The 24,055-nt window shown below is 47.0% G+C and carries 22 protein-coding genes; 9 read left to right on the top strand and 13 right to left on the bottom strand.

Translation table 11 applies throughout. The annotated features are described in order from the left end of the window. Positions 1–68: 68 nt before the first annotated feature. Complete coding sequence (locus tag BUQ91_RS01745; RefSeq protein WP_074207923.1) at positions 69–1,340, top strand: A/G-specific adenine glycosylase; 1,272 nt, start codon at positions 69–71, stop codon at positions 1,338–1,340. Positions 1,341–1,392: 52 nt separating this feature from the next. On the opposite strand, the gene BUQ91_RS01740 is transcribed toward BUQ91_RS01745, so the two are convergent. Genes BUQ91_RS01740 through fmt form a run of 4 tightly spaced genes read right to left on the bottom strand, consistent with a single transcriptional unit; the run spans position 1,393 to position 5,874 of the window. Next, a complete protein-coding gene (locus BUQ91_RS01740; RefSeq protein ID WP_074207922.1) occupies positions 1,393–3,099 on the bottom strand; it encodes a hypothetical protein in 1,707 nt (568 codons plus the stop codon). After that, positions 3,099–3,704 (bottom strand): hypothetical protein, encoded by a 606-nt coding sequence (locus BUQ91_RS01735; protein WP_074207921.1) that lies wholly within the window; start codon positions 3,702–3,704, stop codon positions 3,099–3,101. The genes BUQ91_RS01740 and BUQ91_RS01735 overlap by 1 nt, the downstream gene beginning before the upstream one ends. Beyond that, positions 3,701–4,957 carry a transcription antitermination factor NusB gene (locus tag BUQ91_RS01730; RefSeq protein WP_074207920.1) on the bottom strand — a complete coding sequence of 419 codons (1,257 nt, stop codon included), beginning with the start codon at positions 4,955–4,957 and terminating at the stop codon, positions 3,701–3,703. The genes BUQ91_RS01735 and BUQ91_RS01730 overlap by 4 nt, the downstream gene beginning before the upstream one ends. Continuing rightward, a complete protein-coding gene (gene fmt, locus BUQ91_RS01725; RefSeq protein ID WP_074207919.1) occupies positions 4,951–5,874 on the bottom strand; it encodes a methionyl-tRNA formyltransferase in 924 nt (307 codons plus the stop codon). The genes BUQ91_RS01730 and fmt overlap by 7 nt, the downstream gene beginning before the upstream one ends. Positions 5,875–6,134: 260 nt before the next feature. Here fmt and BUQ91_RS01720 point away from each other — a divergent pair, with 260 nt between their 5' ends. Together BUQ91_RS01720 and BUQ91_RS01715 are read left to right on the top strand one after the other, a co-directional pair. Beyond that, positions 6,135–6,485: a CidA/LrgA family protein gene (locus tag BUQ91_RS01720; protein WP_074207918.1), complete on the top strand. Its 351-nt coding sequence runs from the start codon at positions 6,135–6,137 to the stop codon at positions 6,483–6,485. A 10-nt stretch (positions 6,486–6,495) separates the two neighbouring features. After that, positions 6,496–7,164 (top strand): LrgB family protein, encoded by a 669-nt coding sequence (locus BUQ91_RS01715; protein WP_072827455.1) that lies wholly within the window; start codon positions 6,496–6,498, stop codon positions 7,162–7,164. Between the two features lie 163 nt (positions 7,165–7,327). Here BUQ91_RS01715 and BUQ91_RS01710 read toward each other — a convergent pair whose 3' ends face one another. After that, a complete protein-coding gene (locus tag BUQ91_RS01710; RefSeq protein ID WP_074207917.1) occupies positions 7,328–8,710 on the bottom strand; it encodes a nitroreductase family protein in 1,383 nt (460 codons plus the stop codon). Positions 8,711–8,916: 206 nt separating this feature from the next. On the opposite strand from BUQ91_RS01710, the gene BUQ91_RS01705 reads away from it, so the two are divergent. Beyond that, positions 8,917–10,887 carry a cellulase family glycosylhydrolase gene (locus tag BUQ91_RS01705; protein ID WP_074207916.1) on the top strand — a complete coding sequence of 657 codons (1,971 nt, stop codon included), beginning with the start codon at positions 8,917–8,919 and terminating at the stop codon, positions 10,885–10,887. Positions 10,888–11,206: 319 nt separating this feature from the next. Next, positions 11,207–14,734 (top strand): TolB-like translocation protein, encoded by a 3,528-nt coding sequence (locus BUQ91_RS01700; RefSeq protein WP_074207915.1) that lies wholly within the window; start codon positions 11,207–11,209, stop codon positions 14,732–14,734. A gap of 62 nt (positions 14,735–14,796) precedes the next feature. Here BUQ91_RS01700 and BUQ91_RS01695 read toward each other — a convergent pair whose 3' ends face one another. From BUQ91_RS01695 to BUQ91_RS01680, 4 genes are all read right to left on the bottom strand, one after another. Further along, entirely contained in the window at positions 14,797–15,240 is a 444-nt protein-coding gene (locus BUQ91_RS01695; RefSeq protein ID WP_139299670.1) for a hypothetical protein, read from the bottom strand. A 101-nt stretch (positions 15,241–15,341) separates the two neighbouring features. Further along, the gene (locus tag BUQ91_RS01690; RefSeq protein ID WP_074207914.1) at positions 15,342–16,268 is read right to left on the bottom strand and encodes a hypothetical protein; all 927 of its coding nucleotides are present in this window, start codon (positions 16,266–16,268) and stop codon (positions 15,342–15,344) included. Between the two features lie 12 nt (positions 16,269–16,280). Further along, positions 16,281–16,724, bottom strand: coding sequence for a hypothetical protein (locus BUQ91_RS01685; protein ID WP_074207913.1), 444 nt, complete (start codon positions 16,722–16,724; stop codon positions 16,281–16,283). A 48-nt stretch (positions 16,725–16,772) separates the two neighbouring features. Continuing rightward, positions 16,773–18,245, bottom strand: a complete 1,473-nt coding sequence (locus tag BUQ91_RS01680; protein ID WP_074207912.1) for a class I SAM-dependent RNA methyltransferase — start codon at positions 18,243–18,245, stop codon at positions 16,773–16,775. A gap of 141 nt (positions 18,246–18,386) precedes the next feature. Between BUQ91_RS01680 and BUQ91_RS01675 the strand changes: the two genes are divergently transcribed. Genes BUQ91_RS01675 through BUQ91_RS01660 form a run of 4 tightly spaced genes read left to right on the top strand, consistent with a single transcriptional unit; the run spans position 18,387 to position 21,786 of the window. Continuing rightward, complete coding sequence (locus BUQ91_RS01675) at positions 18,387–19,451, top strand: ABC transporter permease (protein WP_072827463.1); 1,065 nt, start codon at positions 18,387–18,389, stop codon at positions 19,449–19,451. A gap of 8 nt (positions 19,452–19,459) precedes the next feature. Next, positions 19,460–20,242, top strand: coding sequence for an ABC transporter ATP-binding protein (locus BUQ91_RS01670; protein ID WP_072827464.1), 783 nt, complete (start codon positions 19,460–19,462; stop codon positions 20,240–20,242). 11 nt (positions 20,243–20,253) lie between these two features. Continuing rightward, complete coding sequence (locus BUQ91_RS01665) at positions 20,254–21,177, top strand: MlaD family protein (RefSeq protein ID WP_072827465.1); 924 nt, start codon at positions 20,254–20,256, stop codon at positions 21,175–21,177. Positions 21,178–21,192: 15 nt separating this feature from the next. Further along, positions 21,193–21,786 (top strand): ABC-type transport auxiliary lipoprotein family protein, encoded by a 594-nt coding sequence (locus BUQ91_RS01660; RefSeq protein ID WP_254842203.1) that lies wholly within the window; start codon positions 21,193–21,195, stop codon positions 21,784–21,786. A 54-nt stretch (positions 21,787–21,840) separates the two neighbouring features. Here the strand turns inward: BUQ91_RS01660 and BUQ91_RS01655 are convergent, their stop codons facing one another. Genes BUQ91_RS01655 through xseB form a run of 4 tightly spaced genes read right to left on the bottom strand, consistent with a single transcriptional unit; the run spans position 21,841 to position 24,037 of the window. Continuing rightward, positions 21,841–22,389, bottom strand: a complete 549-nt coding sequence (locus BUQ91_RS01655) for a hypothetical protein (RefSeq protein ID WP_074207911.1) — start codon at positions 22,387–22,389, stop codon at positions 21,841–21,843. A gap of 1 nt (position 22,390) precedes the next feature. Continuing rightward, positions 22,391–23,002 carry a hypothetical protein gene (locus tag BUQ91_RS01650; protein WP_175566583.1) on the bottom strand — a complete coding sequence of 204 codons (612 nt, stop codon included), beginning with the start codon at positions 23,000–23,002 and terminating at the stop codon, positions 22,391–22,393. A gap of 10 nt (positions 23,003–23,012) precedes the next feature. After that, positions 23,013–23,837 carry an ABC transporter ATP-binding protein gene (locus tag BUQ91_RS01645; protein ID WP_072827468.1) on the bottom strand — a complete coding sequence of 275 codons (825 nt, stop codon included), beginning with the start codon at positions 23,835–23,837 and terminating at the stop codon, positions 23,013–23,015. Further along, entirely contained in the window at positions 23,837–24,037 is a 201-nt protein-coding gene (gene xseB, locus BUQ91_RS01640; protein WP_072827469.1) for an exodeoxyribonuclease VII small subunit, read from the bottom strand. Before xseB ends, BUQ91_RS01645 begins: the two co-directional genes overlap by 1 nt. Between the last annotated feature and the right edge of the window lie 18 nt (positions 24,038–24,055).

Raw genomic sequence — 24,055 nt, 5'->3', positions numbered from 1 at the left:
TTAACTCATTTTTTGAAATGCACAAACCCACTATTGACTATTGACTAAAGACCATTGACTAACAACAAATGACTCCAGATTCTTTGAAACGTTTGCGCGAGTGGTTCAGGGCAAACGCGGCAGAATTGCCGTGGAGGCTTGCAGATTTGGATGCGCCGCGTGATGCATATGCCGTATGGATCAGCGAAACGATGCTCCAGCAAACGCAAGTTTCGACAGTCAAGGATTATTTTATCCGCTGGATGAAACGATTCCCGGATATAGTAACTCTTGCAAAAGCAGATGAAGCCGAGGTATTCAAGTACTGGCAAGGACTTGGATATTACAGTCGTGCAAGGAATATACTGAAAACCGCAAAAATTGTTGTTAACACACATAGAGATTGCCACGCCCCCTGTAAGGGGTCTCGCAATGACGTAGAAAACGAGTTCAGCGTTCAATTGCCGGAGACTCGCAAGGAACTTGAAGCGTTGCCGGGCATTGGCGCGTACACCGCAGGGGCTATTCTAAGCCTTGCATATCACAAGCGTGAAGCGATTTTAGACGGGAATCTCGTTAGGATTTTTAGCAGGCTTTATGAGCTTGATTTTTTGCCGACTGATAAAAGAACCTCTATAGATTGCCACGCCTCCTTGCAGGAGGCTCGCAATGACGTGCAAGTTTCGACTGCGCGGGAGCTTGTTCACGCATTGGAGAAACGCAGCAGTCATGGCACGAAGGGCAATGACGTAAGTGCAAGCGAAATTTATTGGGAATATGCGCGGGAGGTAGCAGATTCACCAAAGGCGTATATGCATAACGAAGCGCTAATGGAACTGGGGCGAACCATTTGCAAGACAAAGTCTCCGCTCTGCAAAACCTGCCCGCTCCGTGGTGAATGTCGCGCGTTCTTGGATGGCCGGACAGCTGAATTTCCACCCGCCAAAAAGCGCACCGAAAAAAGTTGGCACGGGACCGTACTCATCGTAGAAAGCGCCGATGAAAAAATTCTCGCCGTAAATGGTGGCCAAAAGTTCTTAGATGGTCAACTAGCACTCCCCCATTTTGAAAGCGCTCGCCACGCAACTGTTGCGCTCCCCGCCAAAGCAGAAGAATACATCAACGCCGATGAAGTCAAATCGCTAAAACATTGCGGAACATTCCGCCACAACATCACAGTTCACAAAATCGAATGTGATGTATTGCATGTGCAACTTTCAACAACAGCAAAAGCAGCGCATTTACCGAAATTGAATGCGAATAGCAACAAGCCAGTTGCATTTGAATGGATAGAAAAAGCGAAAGCCTTTGAGACCTTCGCGAATTCATTTAGCTTAAAAGCTTTGAAGAAAGTGTTTTAAGGCGATTCCCGGTCTACGCCGGGAATGACATGCAAAACAGCAGAGACGACAATTAGAATGCTTTCTTTGCAGTGCAGAAGAAGCGAACACGGCTATAATCGCCATTAGGTGTTTCGACAACTTCATCACCAATAGCCTGAATAATCGAGCCAGCTAAAGTAATTCCCCATTTCGGGAAACGCTGTTCAAACGTAACGTCCCAATACCAGTCCCCTTTTACAATAAACGGGTCTACAGAACGAAGGTTCCACTCGGCATCGCTCCTATAGCGTAGTGAATGGGAAATACGGAAAGTCTTTTTAATAAGCCAATCAGCATTAAATGAAACAAAAAATTCAGACGGATTCACTTCGAAACGTTTTTCTTTACCATCAATGCGTTCAAAGCCCGTAAGCGTTGTAAACTTAAGCAAGTCCTTGTACCAAAGTTTCAGCCAAAACTCACCCGTTACGCCCTTAATCCAGGAATTGATTCGAGCAACATCGCCATGGCGGAACGTATAACGGCCGTCTTCCACATATTCCTTTGTATCAAATGTTTCCGCACCATATTCAGCCCAAAAACTGCCACGGAATCCAACGCCAAAGAAATCCGTAAGAGAATCTTCAACGCCAACATAAGCCTGCAACAAATTCATTCGGCCATTTGCAGTAAGCGAAATTGTATCGCCATCAAAATACTCATAAGTATCGGCAAGCGGATTTAGACGAGTACCAGCGATATTTTTACCACCGACAGTAACATTCAATTTTTCCAAAACAGGAACACGATATTCGATGCTGTCTTGCACAAGCCAATCTCTATCATTGACGCCGAACACCACATCAAACTTGAGTTGATCCATCGGACGAACGCGCATTTCGAGGAAAGGCCACAAGACACGATTATCCATCAATCCTGTATAAACAACGCCATCATCATCAAGGAAACGGAAAGCCAAGCCTGCAGAAAGTTGGAGCATTCCACGTTTGCAACTTTCACCGCAATTGTAAAGAATAGAGCCATTTACCTCATGGCGTTCACCAGATTCCTTTTTGCGTTTATCCTGATATTCTGCATTTTCAAAAACAAACGTTGTAGAGAAATTCCAGAAATCAGCACGAGTTTCGACACGCGGCTTGTAATGCACAGGAATCCATCTGGAACTTTCTGTAAAGAGCCAAATGTACTCCATTCCGGCAAGCACAGAAGCATTTATAAAATCGTTCGTAAACCCAAGTCCACCGTAAGCAGAACTGAACATGGGCCAGTTTTCACCAAAGAACGAGAACGTTCCATCGACAGAACTTCTTCGATAATCAACCATTCTGGTACTGTAATGATCATCTTGGAACAAGCGGAATGTAGCCCAAAGACCATGCCACAGCGGAGTGCGCACGCCAGCTTCCAAAATCGGAGTTCTATTGCCAGGCCGTTCACTCGGTTCCGTTAAAAAATCCTGATAAATTAAATCACCAATTTCATTGCCAGTTTTCATCCAAACCGAAGGCGTTTCGATAGGGGCCCAACTCGGCAAAACAGACAAACGATTGAAAAGTTGACGATAGCGCAATTTACGGGGTGTCCAAATTTCACTTTCGGAATGAATGCCACCAGCACCAAGAGCGCGATCGAAATAGAACGTCGGAGAGCCAACCAAAAACGTTCCATCGTCACGAGAGACAACTTCCATACCTTCCATTTCTGGATCGATTGAAGCAAAAGCAACACCAGCAGAAACGGCAAAAACAGATATTATTTTATTCAACAAGGAGTTCATTACCAAATACTCCTTTCAAAAGTGAGGCCAGCGTAAAGCATATTAGAACGTTTGGGAAGAGTCCAAAGCTGTTCCCACATAACGTGGAAACCGGCGCTGTATTCTTTATACTTGAATACAGGCAAACTTATTCTTGCATACCAACCGAACTCAGTTTCATTGTCCGTCAACGTTCCTCCGCGCTTATTTGCAAAGGTTTCTTCGGCATCGGCACGTGTCCAACTGCAAGAAAATCCTGCACCAAGAACTACCGGCTGGATAGTTTTCCACTTCCAATCAGCACCAACGCGGCCCATAAACTGATGAACACCATAATAATAAATATCCGTTCTCGGTTTGAAATAGGCGTATTGGAACATCACAATTCCATCAACGTTTTCCCAATAAGTGTAGTGAATTCCGACTCCACCATATAACGTATTCTTCACGGCGTCCATCAAATCGCCCATCGGGTAAATTTCGCCGCCTTCGAGAAATACGGACAAATGTGAAAACGAGATATCGTTTGCAACTGCAAGAGAATCGTTTCTAAACGCGAACGAATCCTCCCCTGCATGCAAAATCGACGCCAGTCCTAATGCTAGAATCGTAATGAGTTTTTTCATTTTTTGTATTCCAAAGCTTGCGCAAAAAAGCCATCTAAACGAGAATCTTTGAGACCAGGCAAAACAGGTTCACCCACTTTTACAAATTCAGGATGCGCTTTTAGGAAACGTGCGATAACGCGTGTTGTTTCCGTCGGATCGGGGCTGCACGTAGCATACACAAGGCGACCGCCAGGTGCGAGTGCGGTAGACGCATTTTCTAGAATCTTGAATTGCAATTCAGCAATTTCGTTGATGGATTCAGGAGTTATGCGATAAACGGATTCCGGACGACGAGCGATAACGCCCATGTTGCTGCAAGGAACATCGAGAAGAATGCGGTCAAACTTCGCCTCAGATGAGAGACGAGAAGCCACGGGGGCTTGCGGGACTGCGGCGAGATCAATGGTTTCGGTCTTGATGTTCGTAAGGCCTAAGCGGGTCATCAGGTCTTGCATTTTTTCGAGACGCGAAGCGGACGAATCGCTCGCGAGAATTTCAAGCGAGCCATCCATTTCAGCCATGAGAGCGGTCTTGCCGCCAGGAGCGGCACAAGCATCCCACACCTTCAATCCCGGCTTCAAGTCCAAGAGTTTCACGACTTCAAAAGCAGACGGATTCTGGAACGAGAAAAGGCCGTTCACAAATTCAGGCGTTGCAAGCAACAGTTTAACGCCAACATCTCGCGGAACTTCGATGTAGCGATCGTACAGAATCGAAGAACCCGTGATACCGAGTTTTTCGGCAAGCACCGGAGCGCTCGTCTTTTGCAAGTTCACACGAATCCATTCGGTCGGACGTTCAAGCGTTGCTTTAGCCAACGCTTCGGCATGGTCGCCGCCGTAAACGTCGAACCAGCGACGTACAAGCCATTCGGGAACAGAATTTTCGACGCTTACGCGGCGGACACGCTGCGGAGGCAGCGTGGGCTCGCCTTGACGGCGAGCCGTGCGAAGCACAGCATTCACGAGTCGCGCCGTGCTTTCGCCAAGATTTGCAAACTTCGCCAGTTCCACACTAGCATTGATGGCCGCATAATCCGGCACATCCATAAAGAACATCTGGAAGAGGCCCATTTCAAGAATCACGCAGGCTTCACGCGACGGCATTTTCTTCGTAAGCGACTTTACAAAATATTCGAGGTACAAATGCCTGCGGCAAACGCCTAAAGCAAGTTCCATCGCAAATGGAGAAAGTCCACTTTCCTTGATAAATGAGCCGTCTTTTTGCCAAAGCAAAAGGACTCGAAAGGCATCTTCACGTTCTGTTAGCAAAATTGAAGTCCCTCGCGCTTTTGGATTCCACGCATAAAGTCTGCTACAGGCATAGGCTTTTTACCTTCGGCCTGAATTTCAAGCACTTCAAGAACGCCATCGCCCGTTCCAACGAAGAGACGATTATCCTTAAATTCAACAACACCCGGTGCAAGCGTTGGACCATTTTCAGGAGTATCCGTCTTGCGGAGATACACCATGCGGCCACCGAGCTTTCCATATCCACCCGGCCACGGGTTGAACGCACGAATGCGGTTGTGAATCGTGAGAGCCGGAAGATTGAAGTCAATCAAACCTTCTTCTTTCTTGATTTTCGGAGCTCCACTAGCCTGAGCATGATCTTGCGTCAAATCCTTTTCGCAGCCATTCTTGAGTTGGCTAATAGCATCGTCCAAAGCTTCGCAGCCCGGAACAACCATCTTGTCGAGCAAGCTCGCGGTCGTATCCTGATGGTCAATTACAACAGTGCGTTGGGCAAGGATTGGACCATGATCCATCTTTTCGTCCAAGCGGAAAACGGTAACACCCGTTTCTTTGAGGCCATCGGCAATGGCGCGCTGAACCGGAGCCGCACCGCGATATTTCGGGAGCAAACTTCCATGAACATTCACGGCGCCAAATTTTGTGACAGCCAAGATGTTCTTCGGCAAAATGGAATATGCAACAACAACATACAAGTCGGCATCGTACTTGCGGAGATCCGCTTCAAATTCGGGGGACTTCAAATCGGTCGGCTGTAACACCGGCAAATTATGGTTCAAGGCAGTTACCTTGACTGGTGGAGGCGTGAGCACACGGCCACGGCCTGCAGGACGATCCGGTTGTGTGACAACCGCTAAAACTTCGTTATCGGAAGCAATCAAATGCTCCAAGAAATGAGCCGCAAATTCCGGCGTTCCCATAAATACAATTTTCATATCGTAAAATATAACTATTAGAAAGCATTTCAAGTCTTATATAAAAAGCACTTGCTCTAGTATAAGCGAGAAGTTTAAATAACTATAGAAACAGAAACAAATCGTTGAGAGAATAAAAGCGTCGGCCAAGGATGGGGAGGGTGCAGGGAGGGGCCCGTGCGGCCTTCGCAACTCCGAGCTGGGGCCCCGCCCGCATAATCTACTTTTTGCATTAAAAAAAACACCTTTGGCGTGAGCCCTTATTTTCTATCTTTGCGCGCATGCGAATTCTTTTACAACTCGCCCTGATTTTAGGGATTTGCTACACAGGCGACTTAATTCACGATTTCACGGGAATTCCCGTGCCCGGCAACATTCTTGGGATGCTCATCCTACTTCTTTTGCTTTGCCTAAAGATTGTCAAATTGGAGCAAATTCGCGAGATTAGCGATTTCTTTTTAAAGCGGCTTGCATTCTTCTTTTTGCCGCCAGCAATTGGATTGATGCTCGTTGGCGACGACGTTAAAAGTGAGTGGCCGTTGCTGTTATTTCTCTGCATAGCCATTACGGTCATCACTATGGCTGCAACAGGCTGGACTGTACAACTGTTGAACAAAAAATCAAAAAAATAAAGACTAGTTTATGTTCGGCATCATTCTTACTATTATCGCTTATGAAATCGGGGTTTCCATCCGCAACAAATGGCGAAACCCACTCCTTAATCCCATTCTGATTGCAACAATTCTCATTATCGGATTTTTGACCATCACGGGCATCAGCTATGATACATACAAAGTTGGTGGTGATTATATTTCGTTTTTCCTCGGACCTGTAACGGTTTTACTTGCTGTTCCTTTGTACAGACACATTCAGGCGCTAAAGAGCAATTGGTTGCCGATTTTAGCGGGGATTTTCGTGGGTTGCATCACGAGCATCGTTTGCGTTATTGCCTGCGCCAAGGTTTTCAACTTGAGCAAAACGTTGATGCTTTCGCTCATTCCAAAATCAATAACCATTCCGATGGGTTCCGTTGTATCCGAGCAAATTGGCGGCATTCCATCCATTACGATTGTTTCGATTGTCATTACAGGAATTACAGGAGCCGTCACGGCACCGCTCGTTTGCAGATTTTTCCGTATCAAAAATCCTGTGGCACAAGGCGTTGCCATTGGAACTGCAAGCCATGCTTTAGGAACGACCAAAGCAATGGAAATCGGAGAAGTTCAAGGAGCAATGAGCAGTTTATCAATTGGTGTGGCGGGTGTGATGACCGTATTCGTGACACCTGTACTGCTTAAAGTGTTCGGGTAAAACAAGATGGTGCCCCCGGCACTTGTCCGGGGTGACAATGTAAAAGCGAGAAATAATGGATCCTGCTCCTTCGAACCTAAGAATTGTAAGGCAATAAATTGCCAACAATTCTATATCGTCGCTTCGCTCCTCAGGATGACGAAGCGCGGGCGATTCAAAGCAGCTATTTCACTTGATTTTTGCCGATTAGGACAGTCGAGATTATGCTTTCAGCTTCTGGAATATCTAGAAGCTTTTTCAATTCGTCATGGTAAAAGAAATGTTCTTCACGAGCAGTCTTGTTAAGCAAGCGCGCTGAAACGTATAGCGATTCCGTAAGTACGCCAGCATTCAAGTTCATGTAGCGGTAGCCTCGGTTGCCAAGCACATTGCAAGACTCGTTCAAGTTAGAAGTCAGCACCACCGCAAACATCGCATTTTGAACTTGTTCGGGAACAGCAAAACACTTGACAAATCTTTTCGGATTTGCAGAACCATTTTGCATATAAATGGACTTGCGTACCGGAATATAGCGGTACACGCCCGCATACACGAACATCACATCAAAAACGACAACCCAAATTTTGATAAGCCCTGCGCCAAAAGCATTGATTTGAGCCAGTTCCAACCAACGTAACAGCGAAGAAAAATCGTCCAAATCAAGTGTTCCGTGAGCAAACGGGGCCTTTATTTTACGGTCAGCACGCAAATACCAAAGTTCGCGCAAATAGTATTCGTTCGTGAATTTCGAAGGCGTAAGCGGAAATTCATCGCCGGGCAGCGCTTGTGCATTCAAGCGACGCACCTTCATACAAAGGTTCAAATCATCAATATTTTCGAGATGATTCTGCAACATGAATCGCGACGGATAGCGCGAGATATCGACACTATTTTCGCCTTCACCCACGTAAGCATTCATTTCGGCATGGTTCGAATAAGCTAATTCACCGACACCATCATCGACGGAATTGAAAGCAACCATGCTTTTTTCAGGGAAAATGGCAATAGCCGCCATCGGCATTTCCGTAGCACCAAGCTTGAGCGCAACCGCTATAGAATCATCGACAAAGCCACCAAGTGTGAATACCTTTTGCCCTCTCAACTTTGCAAGAAGAATCGTATTCGCACATGCCGAGCCAACATCCATTTGCACTTGTCGGTACGCAGCCTCGCGGAACCGCCAAACAGCCCGTTCAAGAATTCCCGTATAAAGAAAAATTGTCTGCGCTTCTTTAACAAACTCTTGTTCCGGGAACGCCGTAAGGATAGCCTTACGAACATCCTCACCACCCAGTTTTACAAGTTTCGAATCGTCGCGATCAACATAATAGACGCCATCGGGAACTTCCGTATTATGCACCACTGCATAAACGCCAACCGGGTCCAAATAATCCGCCGAAACCGGAGCCAAAAGAGGCATAAATCCAGCCGTAAGCGGGAACCTTTGACACCCATCATAACGTTTATCAGCATACGCTTGTTTTTCCCAGTGCATAATGACAGGATCCCCACTTCCATGAGGAATGTACTGAGTCGATTCGTGATAAATTTCTGAGAAATAGCGCATCCGACCAAAAGATAAAAAGTTTATTACATGTCAAGCGAACCATGTCAGTTAAATGAAAGTTTTTCCAACGTATTTTGTACAAAAAAAAGGAATTTTAGGCAAAACACTTAATACAGTTATTTTCGCCATCTCCGTTTTTCTCTTTTATATAGTTATATGTCCTTTATATTTTTTTATGAAGAAAATGAAAACCCTCAAGAGGCTTTATGCAGTTCAAGAAATTTTCCACATCATTAAGTGTTCTCGGAATCGCAACAGCAATGGCACTAACCGCCTGCAGCGACGAAAACTCCAACATGCAGTTTGCGAATAACCCGGGCGCAGGCACGGAAAACCCGGTTCCGGGTTCCAGCAGCACCATCGATCCAACCTCTAGCGATGCCGTAATTGACCCGACATCCAGTTCTGCCACGGTGGTTGATCCGTCAACACTCCCTGCCGAAGGCCCCATCACACTCCCGCAAGGGCTCGGCGTCTTGGTCGATGACTTTGAAGACGGCGACAACCTGAGTATTTTCGATTACTGGTACACTTACAACGATAACGACAACGGCGGCGCATCCATCATTACAACCCCGCTCAACGCCGAAGAAAATATCATCCCGGGCCGTGTCAACAACGGTTCCAATTTCGCATTGCAAGTCAACTACACGCTTGACAGGGGCGAATACGAATACGAGCCGTATGTGGGCTGGGGCGTTCAGGTCGCACCGGACAGTGCCAACGGACGCTTTGGCGGGATTACATACTGGTACAAGGGCGGCGCCCACGAAGTACATATCGAAGTCACCGATGTTAAAGACTACGACGTGCATCTCGCTAAAGTCGCTGCTTCTAGAACTTGGAAACAAGCCGTCATCCGCTTCAAGGACTTGGTCCAAGGCGGCTGGGGCAAGGAAGTGGCATTTGACGCAAAGCACATCAGCGCCATCAGCTTCCAGGCTAAAGGCAACAAGACCAAGGTTGTTACAGACTCTCTCTTTATAGACAACATTTACTTGCAAGATTCTACTGAAGTTGAAAAAGATCAGCCGGATATGGAAATCAAGGATCCAGTCATTCCGAACGTAACCTTCACAGAAGCTGAAATTACGGTGACAAACCCGCTCCAAGCCAAAGCTATGAAGTACCTCAACAAGGGTGTCAACTTTACCAACTGGCTCGAAAATGCCGATGGCAAGTTCAAGTCTTTTGAATTGGGCGAAAAGGACGTTCAGATTCTTGCCGAAAACGGCTTCAAGAGCCTCCGCTTGCCGATTGACCTCGACCTGTACGCCACGAACCGCGATGCATTCGTAAAAGGCACCGATGCAGAACTCAAATTCGATGACGACACATTGTTCATGGTCCTCGACTCCTTCGTAGAATGGACCGCCAAGCACAACATGTCTTTCGTAATTGATTATCACGAATATGACAATAGCTACAACACCACAAGCGCCAAGGACACGAACTATATCAAGATGATGGCAGAAACGTGGAAGCATGTGGCCGCCCACTATGCTGAAAATACTCGCGAAGACTTGTTCTTTGAACTTTTGAACGAACCGGACATGAGCAATGGAAAGGTTACCGCAGCCCAGTGGACCGTTGCAGCCCAGGCCATGATTGACGCCATCCGCACGGTTGATACCAAGCATTCCATTCTCTTCGGTGATGCTCAGTGGTACTCCATTACTCTCTTGGCCAAGCGCACTCCGTTCACCGACGACAATATCATCTATGTCATCCACACCTATGAACCGTTCGCCTTCACGCATCAGGGCGGTTCCTGGACGGACTACGCCACGATTCACGACCTTCCGTTCCCCTACGATCCGGCAAAGTGGTCTACGGTTTCTGGCGACTTCGGCGTCAACAAGAGCACAAAATCTTACGTGAAGACGAACATCAAGAACTACTACAAGACCGGCAGCAAGGAAGCCATCATGGAACAGATTCTCAAGGCCAAAAAGTGGGCAGCCACCAACAACGTGCCTGTAATCATCAATGAATTCGGCGCATTGAACCTCCGTTCTACCGCTGAATCCCGCCTGAACTACCTCACCGCCATGCGCGAAATCTGCGACACACTCCAGATTCCATGGACTCACTGGGGCTACACCGGCAACTTCTCCGTGATTGAAAACGGCAAGTTGATCGAAGGTTTGGACAAGGCTCTCGGCGTCGGAAAATAAATTTCCTCCTTAAACCCCAACAAGCTCAAAGCTGCGCAGCAATGCGCAGTTTTTTTTGTAATTCAGAATTAACAATTTTGAATTAAAGGTCAAGGCAAAAAATTATAAGTAGACTGCATAACTTTTTGTAACAAAAACATATGCAAAATAAGTACGGTTGATACAGTCATGCGCACAAACCCAGTTTTTACGAAATCGTTGGGAGAACTATATTACGTATTTTTATAGAACAACAATAACAATCCTCATCTCCTCCAAATTAAGCCGCATGAGCAATCATGCGGTTTTTTATTTATGCGTCATTTTCTAAATTACCATTATGAAGTTTAAGATTAAGAGCATTTTGGCAGTCTGTTCCGCATTGTTTTTAGCGGGAACAGCAAACGCAACTGGATTTTACGGCAATCAAAGCGATATTAAATGGAAAACCGCCGGCACGGAACATTTCCAGTTCATCTACCCGATGGAATATTCCACGCACGCCGCAAAGGTTTCTGCCTACGCCGAAGCCGTTTACGATTCTGTAACAAGCCGTTACCACAAAGCACTTCCGGGCCGCGTGAGCGCAGTTTTGAACAACGCCCTTTACAGCAACGGCAGTGCCATCCCGAGCGAAAACGCCATCAATCTTTGGCTCACCAACTGGGACTTTAAAATTCGCAGCAGCCACGGCTGGATTTCGGATGTGGTCACGCATGAATTTAGCCATCTCGTGAGCATCGAAAGCGGAAGCAAAACATTCCCGAACCTTTACGGCATTCAATTCGGTTTTTCGGACTACTATAACGAACGTACGCGAACAGACTTTATTTCCATGATTCCGTTCACGTTGCAGCCGCTTTGGTTTGCAGAAGGAACCGCACAATACGAATCATCCCGCATGGGATTTGATGCTTGGGATACGCACCGTGACATGCTCCTCCGCACAGCAGCACTGAACGATAGCCTATTGACGCTCCCCTACATGCACGAATTTTCGGACAACTCGCTCCTTGCCGAACTTGGGCCCTACACGCAAGGTTTTTCGCTCGTGCTCTACATCGCAAAGCACTATGGTGACGAAGCCATCCCGAATATTTGGAAAGAACTCGGAAAGCCGTACCGCGCCACGCTCAATAGCGCAATCAAGAAGGTTTTAGGCATTTCTGAACAGCAACTTTATAACGCCTGGAAAAAGGAAATCACAGAACATTACAAAGCACAAAAAGATTCTCTTGGTACATTAGTCGAAGGTATCAAAATTACAAAGGATGCATTCTGGCAAGATTTTCCTGTCGTGAGCGGCAAGAACATTTATGGTGTATCGAATTTTGGCGGCCCGTGGTTTGACGGAAGCGTTTTTAAAATTCCGCTGGAAGACACGCTGAAGACGAGTGAGGATACTGCGAAAGTCGCGGATTCCACGAAGGTCAACAAGACTCAAGATTCCTCGAAAGTCGAGATTGGCGATATCGAAGTCGAAGGTGCAGACAGCAGCCTCATCAACATCGGAGATTTTGCAAAATCGGGATTCAAGGCGAAAAAGCCTTGGTTCGACAAAGGCATCGACGTTTTTGACGACAGCACACACGGTCCCATCCTCGCCTACATCAGCTACCAGAATCGCGATAAGGATGGACATGCCCACTTTGACATTGCGTTAAGCGACACGAACAAGAATCTAGCAACGCTCACCTATCTCGTCGATGCTGTCTACCCGTCTTTCAACAAGCAAGGAACGGAGATTGTATTCGTTAGACGAGAACCTTTCAGCACAAGATTTGTATTGAGCAAAGTTCCGTTTAAGAGCGACTTGAAAAACATCACCTCCGAAGAACCCATTGATATTTTCATGCCCGATTCTTCGCGCCTTTACTACAACATTTATAGTCCCAAATTCAGCCCAGACGGAAAGCGCATTGCGTTTAGTTTCTTTGATGACGCTCAGCGCGGAATTGCGGTTATCGACACGAACGGTGCGAACTACAAAATCGTAAGCACCACAGGTTATGATGAACGTGATGTGGCATGGCTCGATAATGACAAAATCATTTTCGCAAGCAACAGAAACAGCATTTTCAACCTGATCGAAAAAGACTTGAACACAGGCAAGGAACGCGCCTTGACAAACGTCGTTGGTGGCGCATTCACACCGACACTCTCTGGCGACACCATTTTCTTTACGCAGTACGACAAGGACGGTTTTTCACTTTACAAGTTACCTTACAAGAAAGAACCTGAACCTGTTTACCGCGATAGTATAGTTGTCTCGACTCGCGATAGTGTTATACAAACTATCGACACCGTTCAAGTCGCATGTTCCGATACGGCGAATATCGCAGATACAACAAAAACCGTAGCAACAGCAAATACATCAGATTCCGCAAGTTGCACCGTTCCCAAAATTGTTCTGCTCAAAGACGTGAAACAGATTGAAGTTCGCGATACCATCAAAGTTGCCGTCATAGATACAACGCAACGCGAAATCATATTGCACGGAACGCTCCCGCAAAAGATTCACAAGGAACTCGAGCTGGTCGACCGCGAATTTGCAGGTGCCGAACGCAACTACAAACCAATCCCCAACATTCCGCTTTTCGTCCCGATATTAAGCTTTAGCGAAAATGCTCCAAGTTTGACCGTTTTTGGCGATGGCGAAGTCAAAGCAAAGATTGGGCTTGCCGTTGTCATTAGCGATGCACTCAAGAAAAACACCGTGCAATTGGGATTATTACTCGAACTCGGGAAAGGTCTTGACTACATCAATGGTGATGGGCTCAATCCCCGACAAGAAAAGGAATTCTTTATTGCATGGGACAACCGCAGCACACCTATTGATCTTGGACTTTCTTACAGCTATGCAAACTACACCAACAAGGATACAATCCGTGTCGAAGATGTTGGTGCAAACAAAGGCGACAGCATCAAAACGAGCAATTATGCCTTTGCAACGCAAGCCGTTACAGGAACCGCAGGCTATAGCATTTTCAAGAGCATCGACACACTGCAAGCCGCCATCAGTTACGATTGGTCGAACGTAAACTTTTACGACGACACCATTGAATGGACATACAACAAACGATTCAGCGCCACAGTCGGATTCGGACTTTTCGGAGACCACGAAGGCGAAGGGGGCTCAGGAATTTCGGGTCAAGGAAACGGATTACTCGTTTATTACCAATACGCCAACAGCGACCTCAGCCGACCAGGCGCACTCTATGTTACCCCAGAAGGTCAAATCAAAACTCATTACAGAAACTTCACGCTGCACCAAGTTGGACTTAACCTGTACGGAAGTTTGCAGACCCCGCTCTTAGGGGCACGCCTTGCCGCCGGCGGAAAAATTTCTAGCATCATCAACTGGAATACAGACGATGTAAGCGACACATTGGATTCTTATTATTACACACCGGTATTCCTCGATGGTTACCCCTACTTGCGCAGTAACGAAGACTACACGCTCGCCGGTACCAAAACAGCAATGGCAGAACTCCATTACCTCTACCCCATCTACGATGACTGGAGACACAACCTCTGGATAATCACGACGCATAGCCTTTACGTTGACTTGTTCTCGCAAATCGGTGCAGCATGGAACGGAGACTTCTTTACAGACAAGTTTACAAAACACGGATTCTGGGACCGTTCTGTGGGTTTAAGTTTCCGCATGAGCAACAAAATTTGGGGAAGTATTCCTTTGGATATTTCGCTCACGTTTGCCCGCGGGCTTGACCGCATTGGCGAAGACAGTGACTTGCACGGAGGAACGAAATTGGATCCGATTCACTTGACGTTCTTGCCCAAGGTGCTCCGCCCAACAAGAATCAAGTTTTCCATTGGGATGGGATTTTTGAACTCATGGCAATAAAGGAGAAGCCTGCTCGGTGGCAGGCATGACAAAAAGGCGGCTGAGGCCGCCTTTTTTAATGTTTAGTAGTTGAAGCTTGGGGTTTTCTTGGCTTCGCCGGGGAGGAGTTGGCCGGGGCTTGTGCGTTCGGCATCTCGACCTTTGAAATTCGGATTGAGTTTTTTGATTTCACGCGACTTGACTTCGGCCTGAACATCGAGCAAATGACGCTCCCATTCTTGGATCGCACCATCGAGTTCTACACGAGCGTTCAGCATCAATTCCTTAAGTTGCATGAGTTCCAGCATCCGTTCACGCTTGAGAACCCAAAGTTCTTCTTCTTCGGGCATGCGTTCGATATTGAACAACAAGTTCAAATATTTTTCTTCGGCCTCGCGATACGCTTTGTACGTATCCTCGTAAACAAGATTACGGTCATCGGCCATCGTCTGTTGGGACGACACATGAGTTGCGCAGCCAATGAAATTGCAGGCTAAGGGAAGAAGCAAGAGATATCTAAAACGCATGAGATTAAAGTACAAAATTTTAGCCGTTAGAGCTTAGTTAATAGTTACTAGATCCTTCGACTCCACGCCATACGGCGTTACGCTCAGGATGACACAAAGCTCTACTCGGCGGGTTCGGCCACTTCACGCTTGATGTTGTAAAGTCTTTCGTGCGTCACATGGCTCGTAAACGTGACAGAATCCTTTGTTTCAGGATGTATCATCGTGTGCGTTCCGACCTTGACTTCACGTTCCTGACAAGGAAGTCCCGTTTCAGGTTCAATCATGACTTCGAACTCGGTGCGGTAATCGCCCTTGAGACCTGCAGTGTAAGACTTGAACTTTTCAGGAACAATCTTACTACCCACATGTTGTTCCCAAACGAAGTACGGGAAACTTTCGCTTTCTTGCAAGTAGACAACGTAGTCCAGGCACTTACGGTGGTCGCGGTTTGTAAAGCCTTTAGTCACCACGGAATCAATCTTGATAAGGGCAAAATTGAGGCGTCCCTGCTGCTTAAGGAGTTCAGTCACATTACCCTTGACCGGTACCACACCCTTGAGCAAATGGTCCATTTCCCAGCGGTGCTTTTCCAAGCGCTTGAGATGCGGCTTGTACTCGGGATTCAACAGCTGGTCGCGCCAACGTGACGGCATAGGAATATGAGCGAGCAAAGTATCGTACCCATCATCAATCCCTGTGAGATTCGTCACATTGCGGTCAACAGCCGAAAGATTTACTTCCTTGATGCGCCAAGCAAGTTCTGTTGGCATAAAATTCTTAAGGTATCCGCGAGACTTGTCGATTACATAGTTACGCTTGACAAGCATCGTATCGCCCTTGGATGAGTAATTCACATCGGCATACGTCGCGGTAATCGTACCCATTTTTTCTTCGCCCTTCAGATCCAAAGTAGCATAATAACTTTCGGTATACAGTTCCAATGTAACTGGAGAGCTTAATTTATAATCAACAGTAACTTCGGATTCACCGCAAGCGATAAGCATTGCAGCAACAAACATTCCACTCAAGAATTTTATTTTATTCATCAAATTAACCAATTATTGATTGACAATAGAAAGCTGTTTTGTAGCAATCAGGCCGTTTTCAGACGAGACTTCAATCACCACTGTTCCAGGAGCCTTGAGTTTCGTCATTTCGCGGGCCGTTGCATAGCCGCCGCGACGAGAACGCCCTTCGAGCGTGTAGGAATCAAGCCTGCTTGTAACTCGAGCCTTGTGTTCCCAAATTTGCGGCCCCTTGTTTTGGAGCGTACCTTCGTAGAACGCAATTTTCAGTTCATTAAAGTCAAAGCCTGTACCATAACGAACTTGAACGATGAGCTCGTCGGCCATGCGGAACACGCTACCGGTATCCGCAACAATATTCACAGCCGGATTCCACTCACGGCCGCAAGCGATAACAGGATCTGGTTTAGAGCAGCCCGCAAACATCGCACCCAATGCAAGTGTTGCAAGCATCATGACTTTTTTTGAGTTTTTCATTGTATCCCTCTATTTTTTCCCAACAGCACTTTTTAAAATAGCAAAAAACTATCTGTCAAGTACAAACATCATTTCAAGATGGGGTGTTTGAGGGTAAAAAGCGAAGCCTTCGGCATGGGAAAGCGTAAAACCGGCCTCGGCGAACTTGGCATAGTCACGAGCAAGGGTCACGGGGTCGCAAGAAACGTAAATCAAGCGGTTGACAGAGCTTTTGACGATGGCAGAAAGGGCTTCTTTGGGAAGGCCCGTTCGCGGAGGGTCCACGATGAGGGTGGCGGGCATGTCTACCACGTTTTCGAGGAGCCAATCTTCGGCAGGCGCAGAAATGTTTTCGATTTCGGGAATGCAAGATGTTGCGGGAATCTCCGACGCGTTTTGAGTTGCCGACGAGATTGTAGTAGAAACTGCCACCGAAACAGACAAATTAACCTTTGCATGTTTTAAGCAACCATCTTCACGTTCGACGGTCGTAATCTTTTTGAACTTGTCCTGCAAAATGCAAGCAAAGAATCCGACACCGCTAAACAAGTCAATTAGCCAATCGTTCGTTGCCTTACCGCTTGCAAGACCTTCATCGACCGCCTTGCGCACCGCATCGACAAGCTTCGGCAAAAGTCCCAAGTTGCTTTGGAAAAATACGGAGGCATCCGCTTCGATTTTGCGGCCACCAATTTCAACGATGCTTATGGCATGAGCGTCGAATTCGGACTTGTGCATTCCTGGGTAGTAAAACGAAACCTCGCCCGCACCGTTATCGAAAATGTTCACGTCAAGTTCGCGAGGGAGCCTGCGAGAATCGCCACGACCACCTGCATTTTTTGAACCGCCCACGAGTCCATCGCTGATAAGCGTTGCCGCCGGGCCACGCAAAAATTCGTTCAGCGCATCCGTGAGCACAGGGCAATTTTCGAACGGGACAATGTTGTTGCTTTCTTCGCCTCGGAAACCAAAACGCGCGCAATTCGCAGAACCTTCACGATTCGCATAAGCATCGCCACCGACATTGCCGCGGAACACAACTCGAGCACGGTTCCTATAACCCCAGGCGTTCCCCGTATGGATGACAAAATCTTCGGGCAATTCCGCATGAGCGAGGCGCTTAAAATTTTCGCGTTCGACCTTTTCCAGATACTCCGCTTGCTTTTCGGAGGCTAGATGTTGCAGGCTACAACCGCCACACTTGCCGTACAGCGGACAACGCGGCTTCACACGATCCGGGCTCGGTTCAATCACTTCGACAACGCGGCCCTTGGTAAAGTCCTTTTTCTGGAACGTCAAGCGAACCTTGCAAAGTTCACCCGGCAGCGCTCCCGCCACAAAACACACGCGACCATCTTCCAAGCGAGCCATGCCCTCGCCCCCTTGCACCATCTTTTCGATGCGGAGCGTAAAGCATTCGCCACCTTGCTGACGGCCAAGTTCGCGACGACCATCACGACGATCGTTATTGCGGTTCAAGCGCGGGCCTTTAAACGAGCTACCATTGCCCTTAAAGCGGTTGTTTCTGCGGAAATCTGCCATAAATGTAAAAATAGAAAATGTTTAACGAGCACATCCATTCATCTCCGATTTTTGCGTTTTTAGCCGAAATTTCAACATTCCTGAAAGAAAACGGGGTGATTTAGCACAGCCATGTTTTAAAATTTTCTAAATTGTCGCCCAATGGAAACGACATCGATAGTTTTGCCTAGCGCACTGACTGCGGCGAACAGCAAAAGGCTGCTCTCTAATTGCAGGAGTGCACTCTCCAAAGGGGAGCTTTATCTTGACGGATCAAGCCTGACCTCTATGGACTACAGCGCCGATGCCTTTTTTGCACTTTTAGCGGAACTTTCCGAAAAGACGGGCAACAAGCTTGTCCTCGCCCACTTTTCCCCGGAAATCAAGCAACACTTGCAGAACCTCCGCAAGATGGAGCCGCCCGAAAGACCTCAACGCGAGACAAATAATGTTCTCGAAATGATGGGTAACATCGGGTTCATGCTCATCCGAGAAACGTTCGAAGTTCTCAAGCTCCTGTTCATGTCCATTTATTGGACGGTTATCGGTCCGTTCGACAAGGGTAAAATCCACTTTGGCGGGATTACCAAGCAGATGTTCAAGTCGGGCAGCGAAGCCATGGGAATTTGCTTCTTGTTCGTGGGATTGATTTGCCTTACGATGGCCTTGCAGAGTTCAGTGATGTTGAATGCTGTGGGCGGCGGTTCTTACCTCGCTTCAGGGCTTGGGTTCCTTATTTTTGCAGAAATCGGCCCGCTCCTTACAACGATTATTTTGGCCGGGCGTTCCGGCAGTGCCATGGCGGCAGAAATTGCAAACATGAGCGTTTGCGAAGAAGTCAAGGCGTTAAAGTCCATGGCTATCCCGCCGGTGCAGTACCTTGTTGTCCCGCGATTCATTGCGTTAAGTGTCACGACACCGATCCTCTCATTTAGCGCATCCATCGTCGGTAGTTTTGCCGGATTCCTCATTGCGTATTTCTTCTGCGATATTTCCTTCTCGAATTACATGATGGGGCTCCGCGACGGCATCGACCCGATGACCTTCCTCAAGAGCACCATCAAGGCACTCGTGTTTGGCTGGATTGTAACGCTCATCGCTTGCAACAAGGGCTTGAACGCCCATGGCGGCGCAGAAGCAGTCGGTAAAGCGACTACGTCAAGCGTTGTGGCAGCCATTTGTACCATCGTGATTTCTGACACCCTTTTCGCCTTCATTTTCTACTAGAGGTCAATATGGACGAAATTCTAAAAGTTGACCATTTGAAAGCGAGCTACGGGAACGAAACAATCCTCAAGGATATTTCGTTCGGCGTCAAGAAGGGCGAAATTCGCATGGTGCTCGGAAGCTCCGGTTGCGGTAAGTCAACACTTTTAAACAACGTGTTGAAGTTCATCAAGTCGGACGAAGGCACGATTACGTACTTCGGAAAGTCATTTGGTCCCAAGGATGGTCTCGACAGCGATACCCGCATGCGTACTGGAGTCTTGTTCCAGAGTGGCGCACTCCTTGCGGACTTGACCGTTGCCGAAAACGCGATGCTCCCGCTCAAGCGTAGCATGCCCTACATGCCCAAGAGCCAGATGGAAGCTATTGTCGCCGACCGTCTTGAAAAAGTTCACTTGCTCCACGCGTTCCACAAGTACCCCGGCGAAATTTCTGGCGGTATGAAGAAGCGTGCAGCCCTTGCCCGCGCGATAGCTCTCAAGCCAGAACTCCTGTTCTGCGATGAACCGTCCACAGGCCTCGACCCGGTGACCGCCCGTTCGCTCGACGAACTGCTCCTCGAACTGCGCGACACGCTCGGCGTTTCGATGGTGATTGTGAGCCACGAACTGGAAAGCATTAAAATCGTCTGCGACCGATTCGTTTACCTCAAGGACGGATACGTCTTGAAGGATGCGACGCTCAAAGAAGGCATGGAATCAGACGACCCGATTCTCAGGCATTTCTTTAACAGGCAATGTCCCAAAGAAAACAATGCCACGGACTTTTACAACTTTGAATTTATTGATTGAGTTGAAGATATATGGAAACCACCCGATCCGAAAGAATTAAACTAGGCGCATTCATGCTCTTTTGCGGAGTATTGATTTGCATATTCCTAGGCTATGTGCTCAAGCGTTACCTGAGCGAGCAGTTCGACAACTACTACACCATTTTCGACACGGACGTAAATGGACTTTTCGTCGACGCCAAGGTGAAGTTGAACGGTATCTCCGTCGGTAGCGTCACAAGCATCACGATTAACGAACAAAACTTGAATCAAGTTGTCGTTGCATTCAAGGTCACACAGGGAACGCCTATCAAGAAAGGGACTCGAGCAGGGCTCACCGCAGGCATGAACCTTACCGGTGAAAAGCAAGTTATTCTTTCGGGCGGAACATTCAGCGAACCCAACGTTCCAGAAGGCGGTTACGTTCCGGCAGCAGCTTCGATGTTCGACCAAATTACAGGACAGATGGGCGACATTTTTAACAAGGCGAATCCGATTGTAGACGGACTTGCCCGTGTGCTGAATCCGGAAAACGCAGAAAGCATTTCGCGCACACTCAAGAACCTCGAAAAGACGACCGAGAACTTGAGTAACTTGACCGCCGACATCAGAAAGCCGCTCAACACCATGAGCAAGTCTGCCGTTTCTTTGCAAAAGATTCTTGCCGAAATCGAAGAGGCAAAACTCGCCGCCAAGGCCGACACAAACCTCACCGTGCTTAGGGAAAAGCTCGAAGCCATCGACACCAAGGGCTTGAACGAGAACCTAATGCAGACGGCAGAATCCATGAACAAACTCACACAGCGTGTTGACGCCATGGTTTACAAGAACGAAGACCAGGTCGGGAACGCAGTGGAAGAACTCAATACGATTCTTGAAAACCTCGAAGAATTTACCCAAAAGATTAAGAATAACCCGTCCGCACTCATCCGCACCGAAGGCAAAAGCGGTCGTTAAGAAGGAGAATTGATTATGAAAGCAAATCGTTTGTTGGCTGTCGCCGCCCTCCTTTCGGCATTCACGCTCACGGGTTGCCTCGGAGGATCGACGGAACCTTCCCGCTATTACACTATTTCTGCTGAATCCATTTCGACATCGGGTGCAGCAAGCGATGCGCGCGTTCTCGTCAAGAAATTTACGATTGACCCGGCCTACCAGCGCAGCAACATTGTCTACCGCGAATCACCGTATGACTTTATGTTCTACGATTTGGATTTGTGGGCAACGCGCCCGGAACAGATGCTCACGCAAGTGACAGGCGAATACTTGGTCAAGAGCAATCTCTTCAAGTCCGTCGATTTAAAGCCGATGGGCAAGCCGGATTTTGAATTGCTCGGCAACGTCGATGCGATTGAAGAAATTGACGAAGGCAGCTCGCAAGACGCTCACCTCGCTGTGCAGCTCACATTCCGTAAGGTCGGCGAAGACGCTCCGCTGTGGGAAAAGCGCTACGACGAACGCCAAAGCATGAACAAGCGCGACGCGCATTCTGCCGCCGAAGCGCTCTCGAAGCTCTACGCCAAGTACATGCAGGATGCTCTTTCGAATATTGCAAATGTGAAGTGACTTTTACGTCATAGAAAAAGGCGGGCATTGCCCGCCATTTTTTTTGCAATGTTTTTACTTAATAAAAAAGATCATAATTACATTCATGAGGAGCCAAAGAATACATCCTGCAATGACGCCTTTCTTTTCATGCTCATCATATTTATCAATATCACAGTAAGGGCATACTTGTTTAAATCGACTTGCCGCAATCAACGCGACAAAAAGATTATAAAAGAGAACAAGAGCCAATTCAGCAAGGCAATACAAATAAAATCTAGAATCTATATACGAAGCATTTACTGTAAAGCCTGCCATAGATTGTTCAATAAGTTTATCTACAAACTTAAAGGCTCCACGAGGTATAAAACAGACACCAAAAACATACCAAAAGAACGATTTACTTGTATTTTTTAAATCCGATAAATGAGCCAAATAACAAACAATCGGTCCTCCAAAAAACGCAGACCACATAAACATATCAGAATACGGATAGTAAGCATTTGATTCCTGTTCCACCGGTGTTGTTTCGGTCATGGAATTTTCATCATTATTTTCTTTAGTGAAAATCTTTTTTCTTTGCTCACGATACTTTGCGGTTTCTTTTTCAAGATCAAACGACATTTTACACCCCCTCTTCACTATTTCTAGATGCAGAATAGACAGGAATATCCTTTTGCTTTTTTCTTTTTCTGCGTTGCATTATAAAGCCAGTCAATCCAACTAAAATGCCGCCCCATACAGAACATGTAGAAACCACAATTAGTATAATCCGAGTTAATGTTATGGAATTATCTGCAAAATATTGAACCAAATCAAAGTGTTCCCCACCTATAGCAGCAACTACAGAAAGAGTATCGTCTTTCTGAACGTTCAAAATCAAAGTATCATTACATTCATCACCATTACAAAGCATTATTTTACGCTGAATAGTCGGCCATTCTGGCAACTGCGTTTTTTCAACATTCTTTATAGTCCTGATCAATTGTTCAACAACGTTTTTATCATCTGCTTGGATTTTATAAGTAAAATCCCCATCCTGATAATGCACAACAAACCGAGACGGATAAAGCGTAAAACCATCGCCATCATATTTAAGTCCACCGGCCATTATTTCAAGATTCGACAATTTTCCATTGCCTTGATCACATATACCCAGAGTAACCCCCACAAAGACAGCAAGAGTTATTCGAATTAAGAATTCGCTTATTTTATTTGTTTTCATTGTATTTTCCATTTTTCCAGACTTACCCTCTATGTATCGTGGGTACGCTGGCTAGCAATTTTTTCGTGTAATCGTTTTGCGGGTTCGTGAGGACTTCATCGGCGGGGCCGTGTTCTACGGCGTGGCCAAAATACATCACCAAGACTTCGTCGCTCAAAGCGCGAACCACTTGCATATCGTGACTGATAAATAGGATGGAGAGTCCTAGTTCATTACGCAAATCGTCGAGCAAATGCAAAATTTGAGCCTGCACGGACACGTCCAATGCGCTCGTCACTTCGTCACAGAGCAACACCTTCGGGCGCACCATCAAGCTACGCGCAATGCAAAGGCGCTGGCGCTGGCCGCCCGAAAACTCATGCGGGAACTTGTCCATTGCACCAGCCGGGAGCGAAACACGTTCCAAAAGTTCCCGAGCACGCTTGCAGGCTTCATCGAACGAGACTCCTCGAGCAATAACGGGAGCGGTCAAAATTTCCGTTACCGTCTGACGCGGGTTCAAGCTACTGAACGGATCCTGAAAAATCATCTGCACCAAGTCCGAAACTCGGACAGCATCCTTAGCCGAGCCCACTTTTCCGCCATTCACCGGCAGTCCGAACAAATTAACACTACCCTTAGCAACGGGCACCAACCCTACTAAAGATTTTACGAGAGTCGATTTTCCACAGCCCGATTCCCCCACAATAGAAAGAATTTTCCCCTGCGGAAGCATAAAAGACACATTGTCAACTGCGGTAAAATAGTCCTTGACTTTGCTAAAAACACCACCACGAATCGGGAACCGTACCGTAAGCCCGTTTACCTCGATGGCAGGGACATTACTATCAAATTTTTCGATATTCATCAAGAGTCCAACTCGGCAAGAGCATCCTGAACGTTCTTTTCGGTCGCAATCAAAATTTGACGACACTTGCGTAAAAGCTGCGTAGCCTCTTGAACCTCCAGAGCAAGTTCATCAATTTCCATCTCGGAATTGTCGATTTTCGAGAGAATTTCTTCTAAACGCGCCATTGCGTTTTTATATTCAAAATTTTGCTCACTCATGTCCACGAATATAGTTAG

The organism is Fibrobacter sp. UWB11 (assembly GCF_900143015.1).
Classification (GTDB): Bacteria; Fibrobacterota; Fibrobacteria; order Fibrobacterales; family Fibrobacteraceae; genus Fibrobacter.
This window is presented reverse-complemented; position numbering and strand designations above follow the sequence as displayed.

Excerpts from the sequence above, each read along its gene's own strand:
- BUQ91_RS01745 (WP_074207923.1), top strand. The coding sequence starts at position 69 with ATGACTCCAGATTCTTTGAAACGTTTGCGCGAGTGGTTCAGGGCAAAC.
- BUQ91_RS01740 (WP_074207922.1), bottom strand. The coding sequence starts at position 3,099 with ATGAACTCCTTGTTGAATAAAATAATATCTGTTTTTGCCGTTTCTGCT.
- BUQ91_RS01735 (WP_074207921.1), bottom strand. The coding sequence starts at position 3,704 with ATGAAAAAACTCATTACGATTCTAGCATTAGGACTGGCGTCGATTTTG.
- fmt (WP_074207919.1), bottom strand. The coding sequence starts at position 5,874 with ATGAAAATTGTATTTATGGGAACGCCGGAATTTGCGGCTCATTTCTTG.
- BUQ91_RS01720 (WP_074207918.1), top strand. The coding sequence starts at position 6,135 with ATGCGAATTCTTTTACAACTCGCCCTGATTTTAGGGATTTGCTACACA.
- BUQ91_RS01715 (WP_072827455.1), top strand. The coding sequence starts at position 6,496 with ATGTTCGGCATCATTCTTACTATTATCGCTTATGAAATCGGGGTTTCC.
- BUQ91_RS01710 (WP_074207917.1), bottom strand. The coding sequence starts at position 8,710 with ATGCGCTATTTCTCAGAAATTTATCACGAATCGACTCAGTACATTCCT.
- BUQ91_RS01705 (WP_074207916.1), top strand. The coding sequence starts at position 8,917 with ATGCAGTTCAAGAAATTTTCCACATCATTAAGTGTTCTCGGAATCGCA.
- BUQ91_RS01700 (WP_074207915.1), top strand. The coding sequence starts at position 11,207 with ATGAAGTTTAAGATTAAGAGCATTTTGGCAGTCTGTTCCGCATTGTTT.
- BUQ91_RS01695 (WP_139299670.1), bottom strand. The coding sequence starts at position 15,240 with ATGCGTTTTAGATATCTCTTGCTTCTTCCCTTAGCCTGCAATTTCATT.
- BUQ91_RS01690 (WP_074207914.1), bottom strand. The coding sequence starts at position 16,268 with ATGAATAAAATAAAATTCTTGAGTGGAATGTTTGTTGCTGCAATGCTT.
- BUQ91_RS01685 (WP_074207913.1), bottom strand. The coding sequence starts at position 16,724 with ATGAAAAACTCAAAAAAAGTCATGATGCTTGCAACACTTGCATTGGGT.
- BUQ91_RS01680 (WP_074207912.1), bottom strand. The coding sequence starts at position 18,245 with ATGGCAGATTTCCGCAGAAACAACCGCTTTAAGGGCAATGGTAGCTCG.
- BUQ91_RS01675 (WP_072827463.1), top strand. The coding sequence starts at position 18,387 with ATGGAAACGACATCGATAGTTTTGCCTAGCGCACTGACTGCGGCGAAC.
- BUQ91_RS01670 (WP_072827464.1), top strand. The coding sequence starts at position 19,460 with ATGGACGAAATTCTAAAAGTTGACCATTTGAAAGCGAGCTACGGGAAC.
- BUQ91_RS01665 (WP_072827465.1), top strand. The coding sequence starts at position 20,254 with ATGGAAACCACCCGATCCGAAAGAATTAAACTAGGCGCATTCATGCTC.
- BUQ91_RS01660 (WP_254842203.1), top strand. The coding sequence starts at position 21,193 with ATGAAAGCAAATCGTTTGTTGGCTGTCGCCGCCCTCCTTTCGGCATTC.
- BUQ91_RS01655 (WP_074207911.1), bottom strand. The coding sequence starts at position 22,389 with ATGTCGTTTGATCTTGAAAAAGAAACCGCAAAGTATCGTGAGCAAAGA.
- BUQ91_RS01650 (WP_175566583.1), bottom strand. The coding sequence starts at position 23,002 with ATGGAAAATACAATGAAAACAAATAAAATAAGCGAATTCTTAATTCGA.
- BUQ91_RS01645 (WP_072827468.1), bottom strand. The coding sequence starts at position 23,837 with ATGAATATCGAAAAATTTGATAGTAATGTCCCTGCCATCGAGGTAAAC.
- xseB (WP_072827469.1), bottom strand. The coding sequence starts at position 24,037 with ATGAGTGAGCAAAATTTTGAATATAAAAACGCAATGGCGCGTTTAGAA.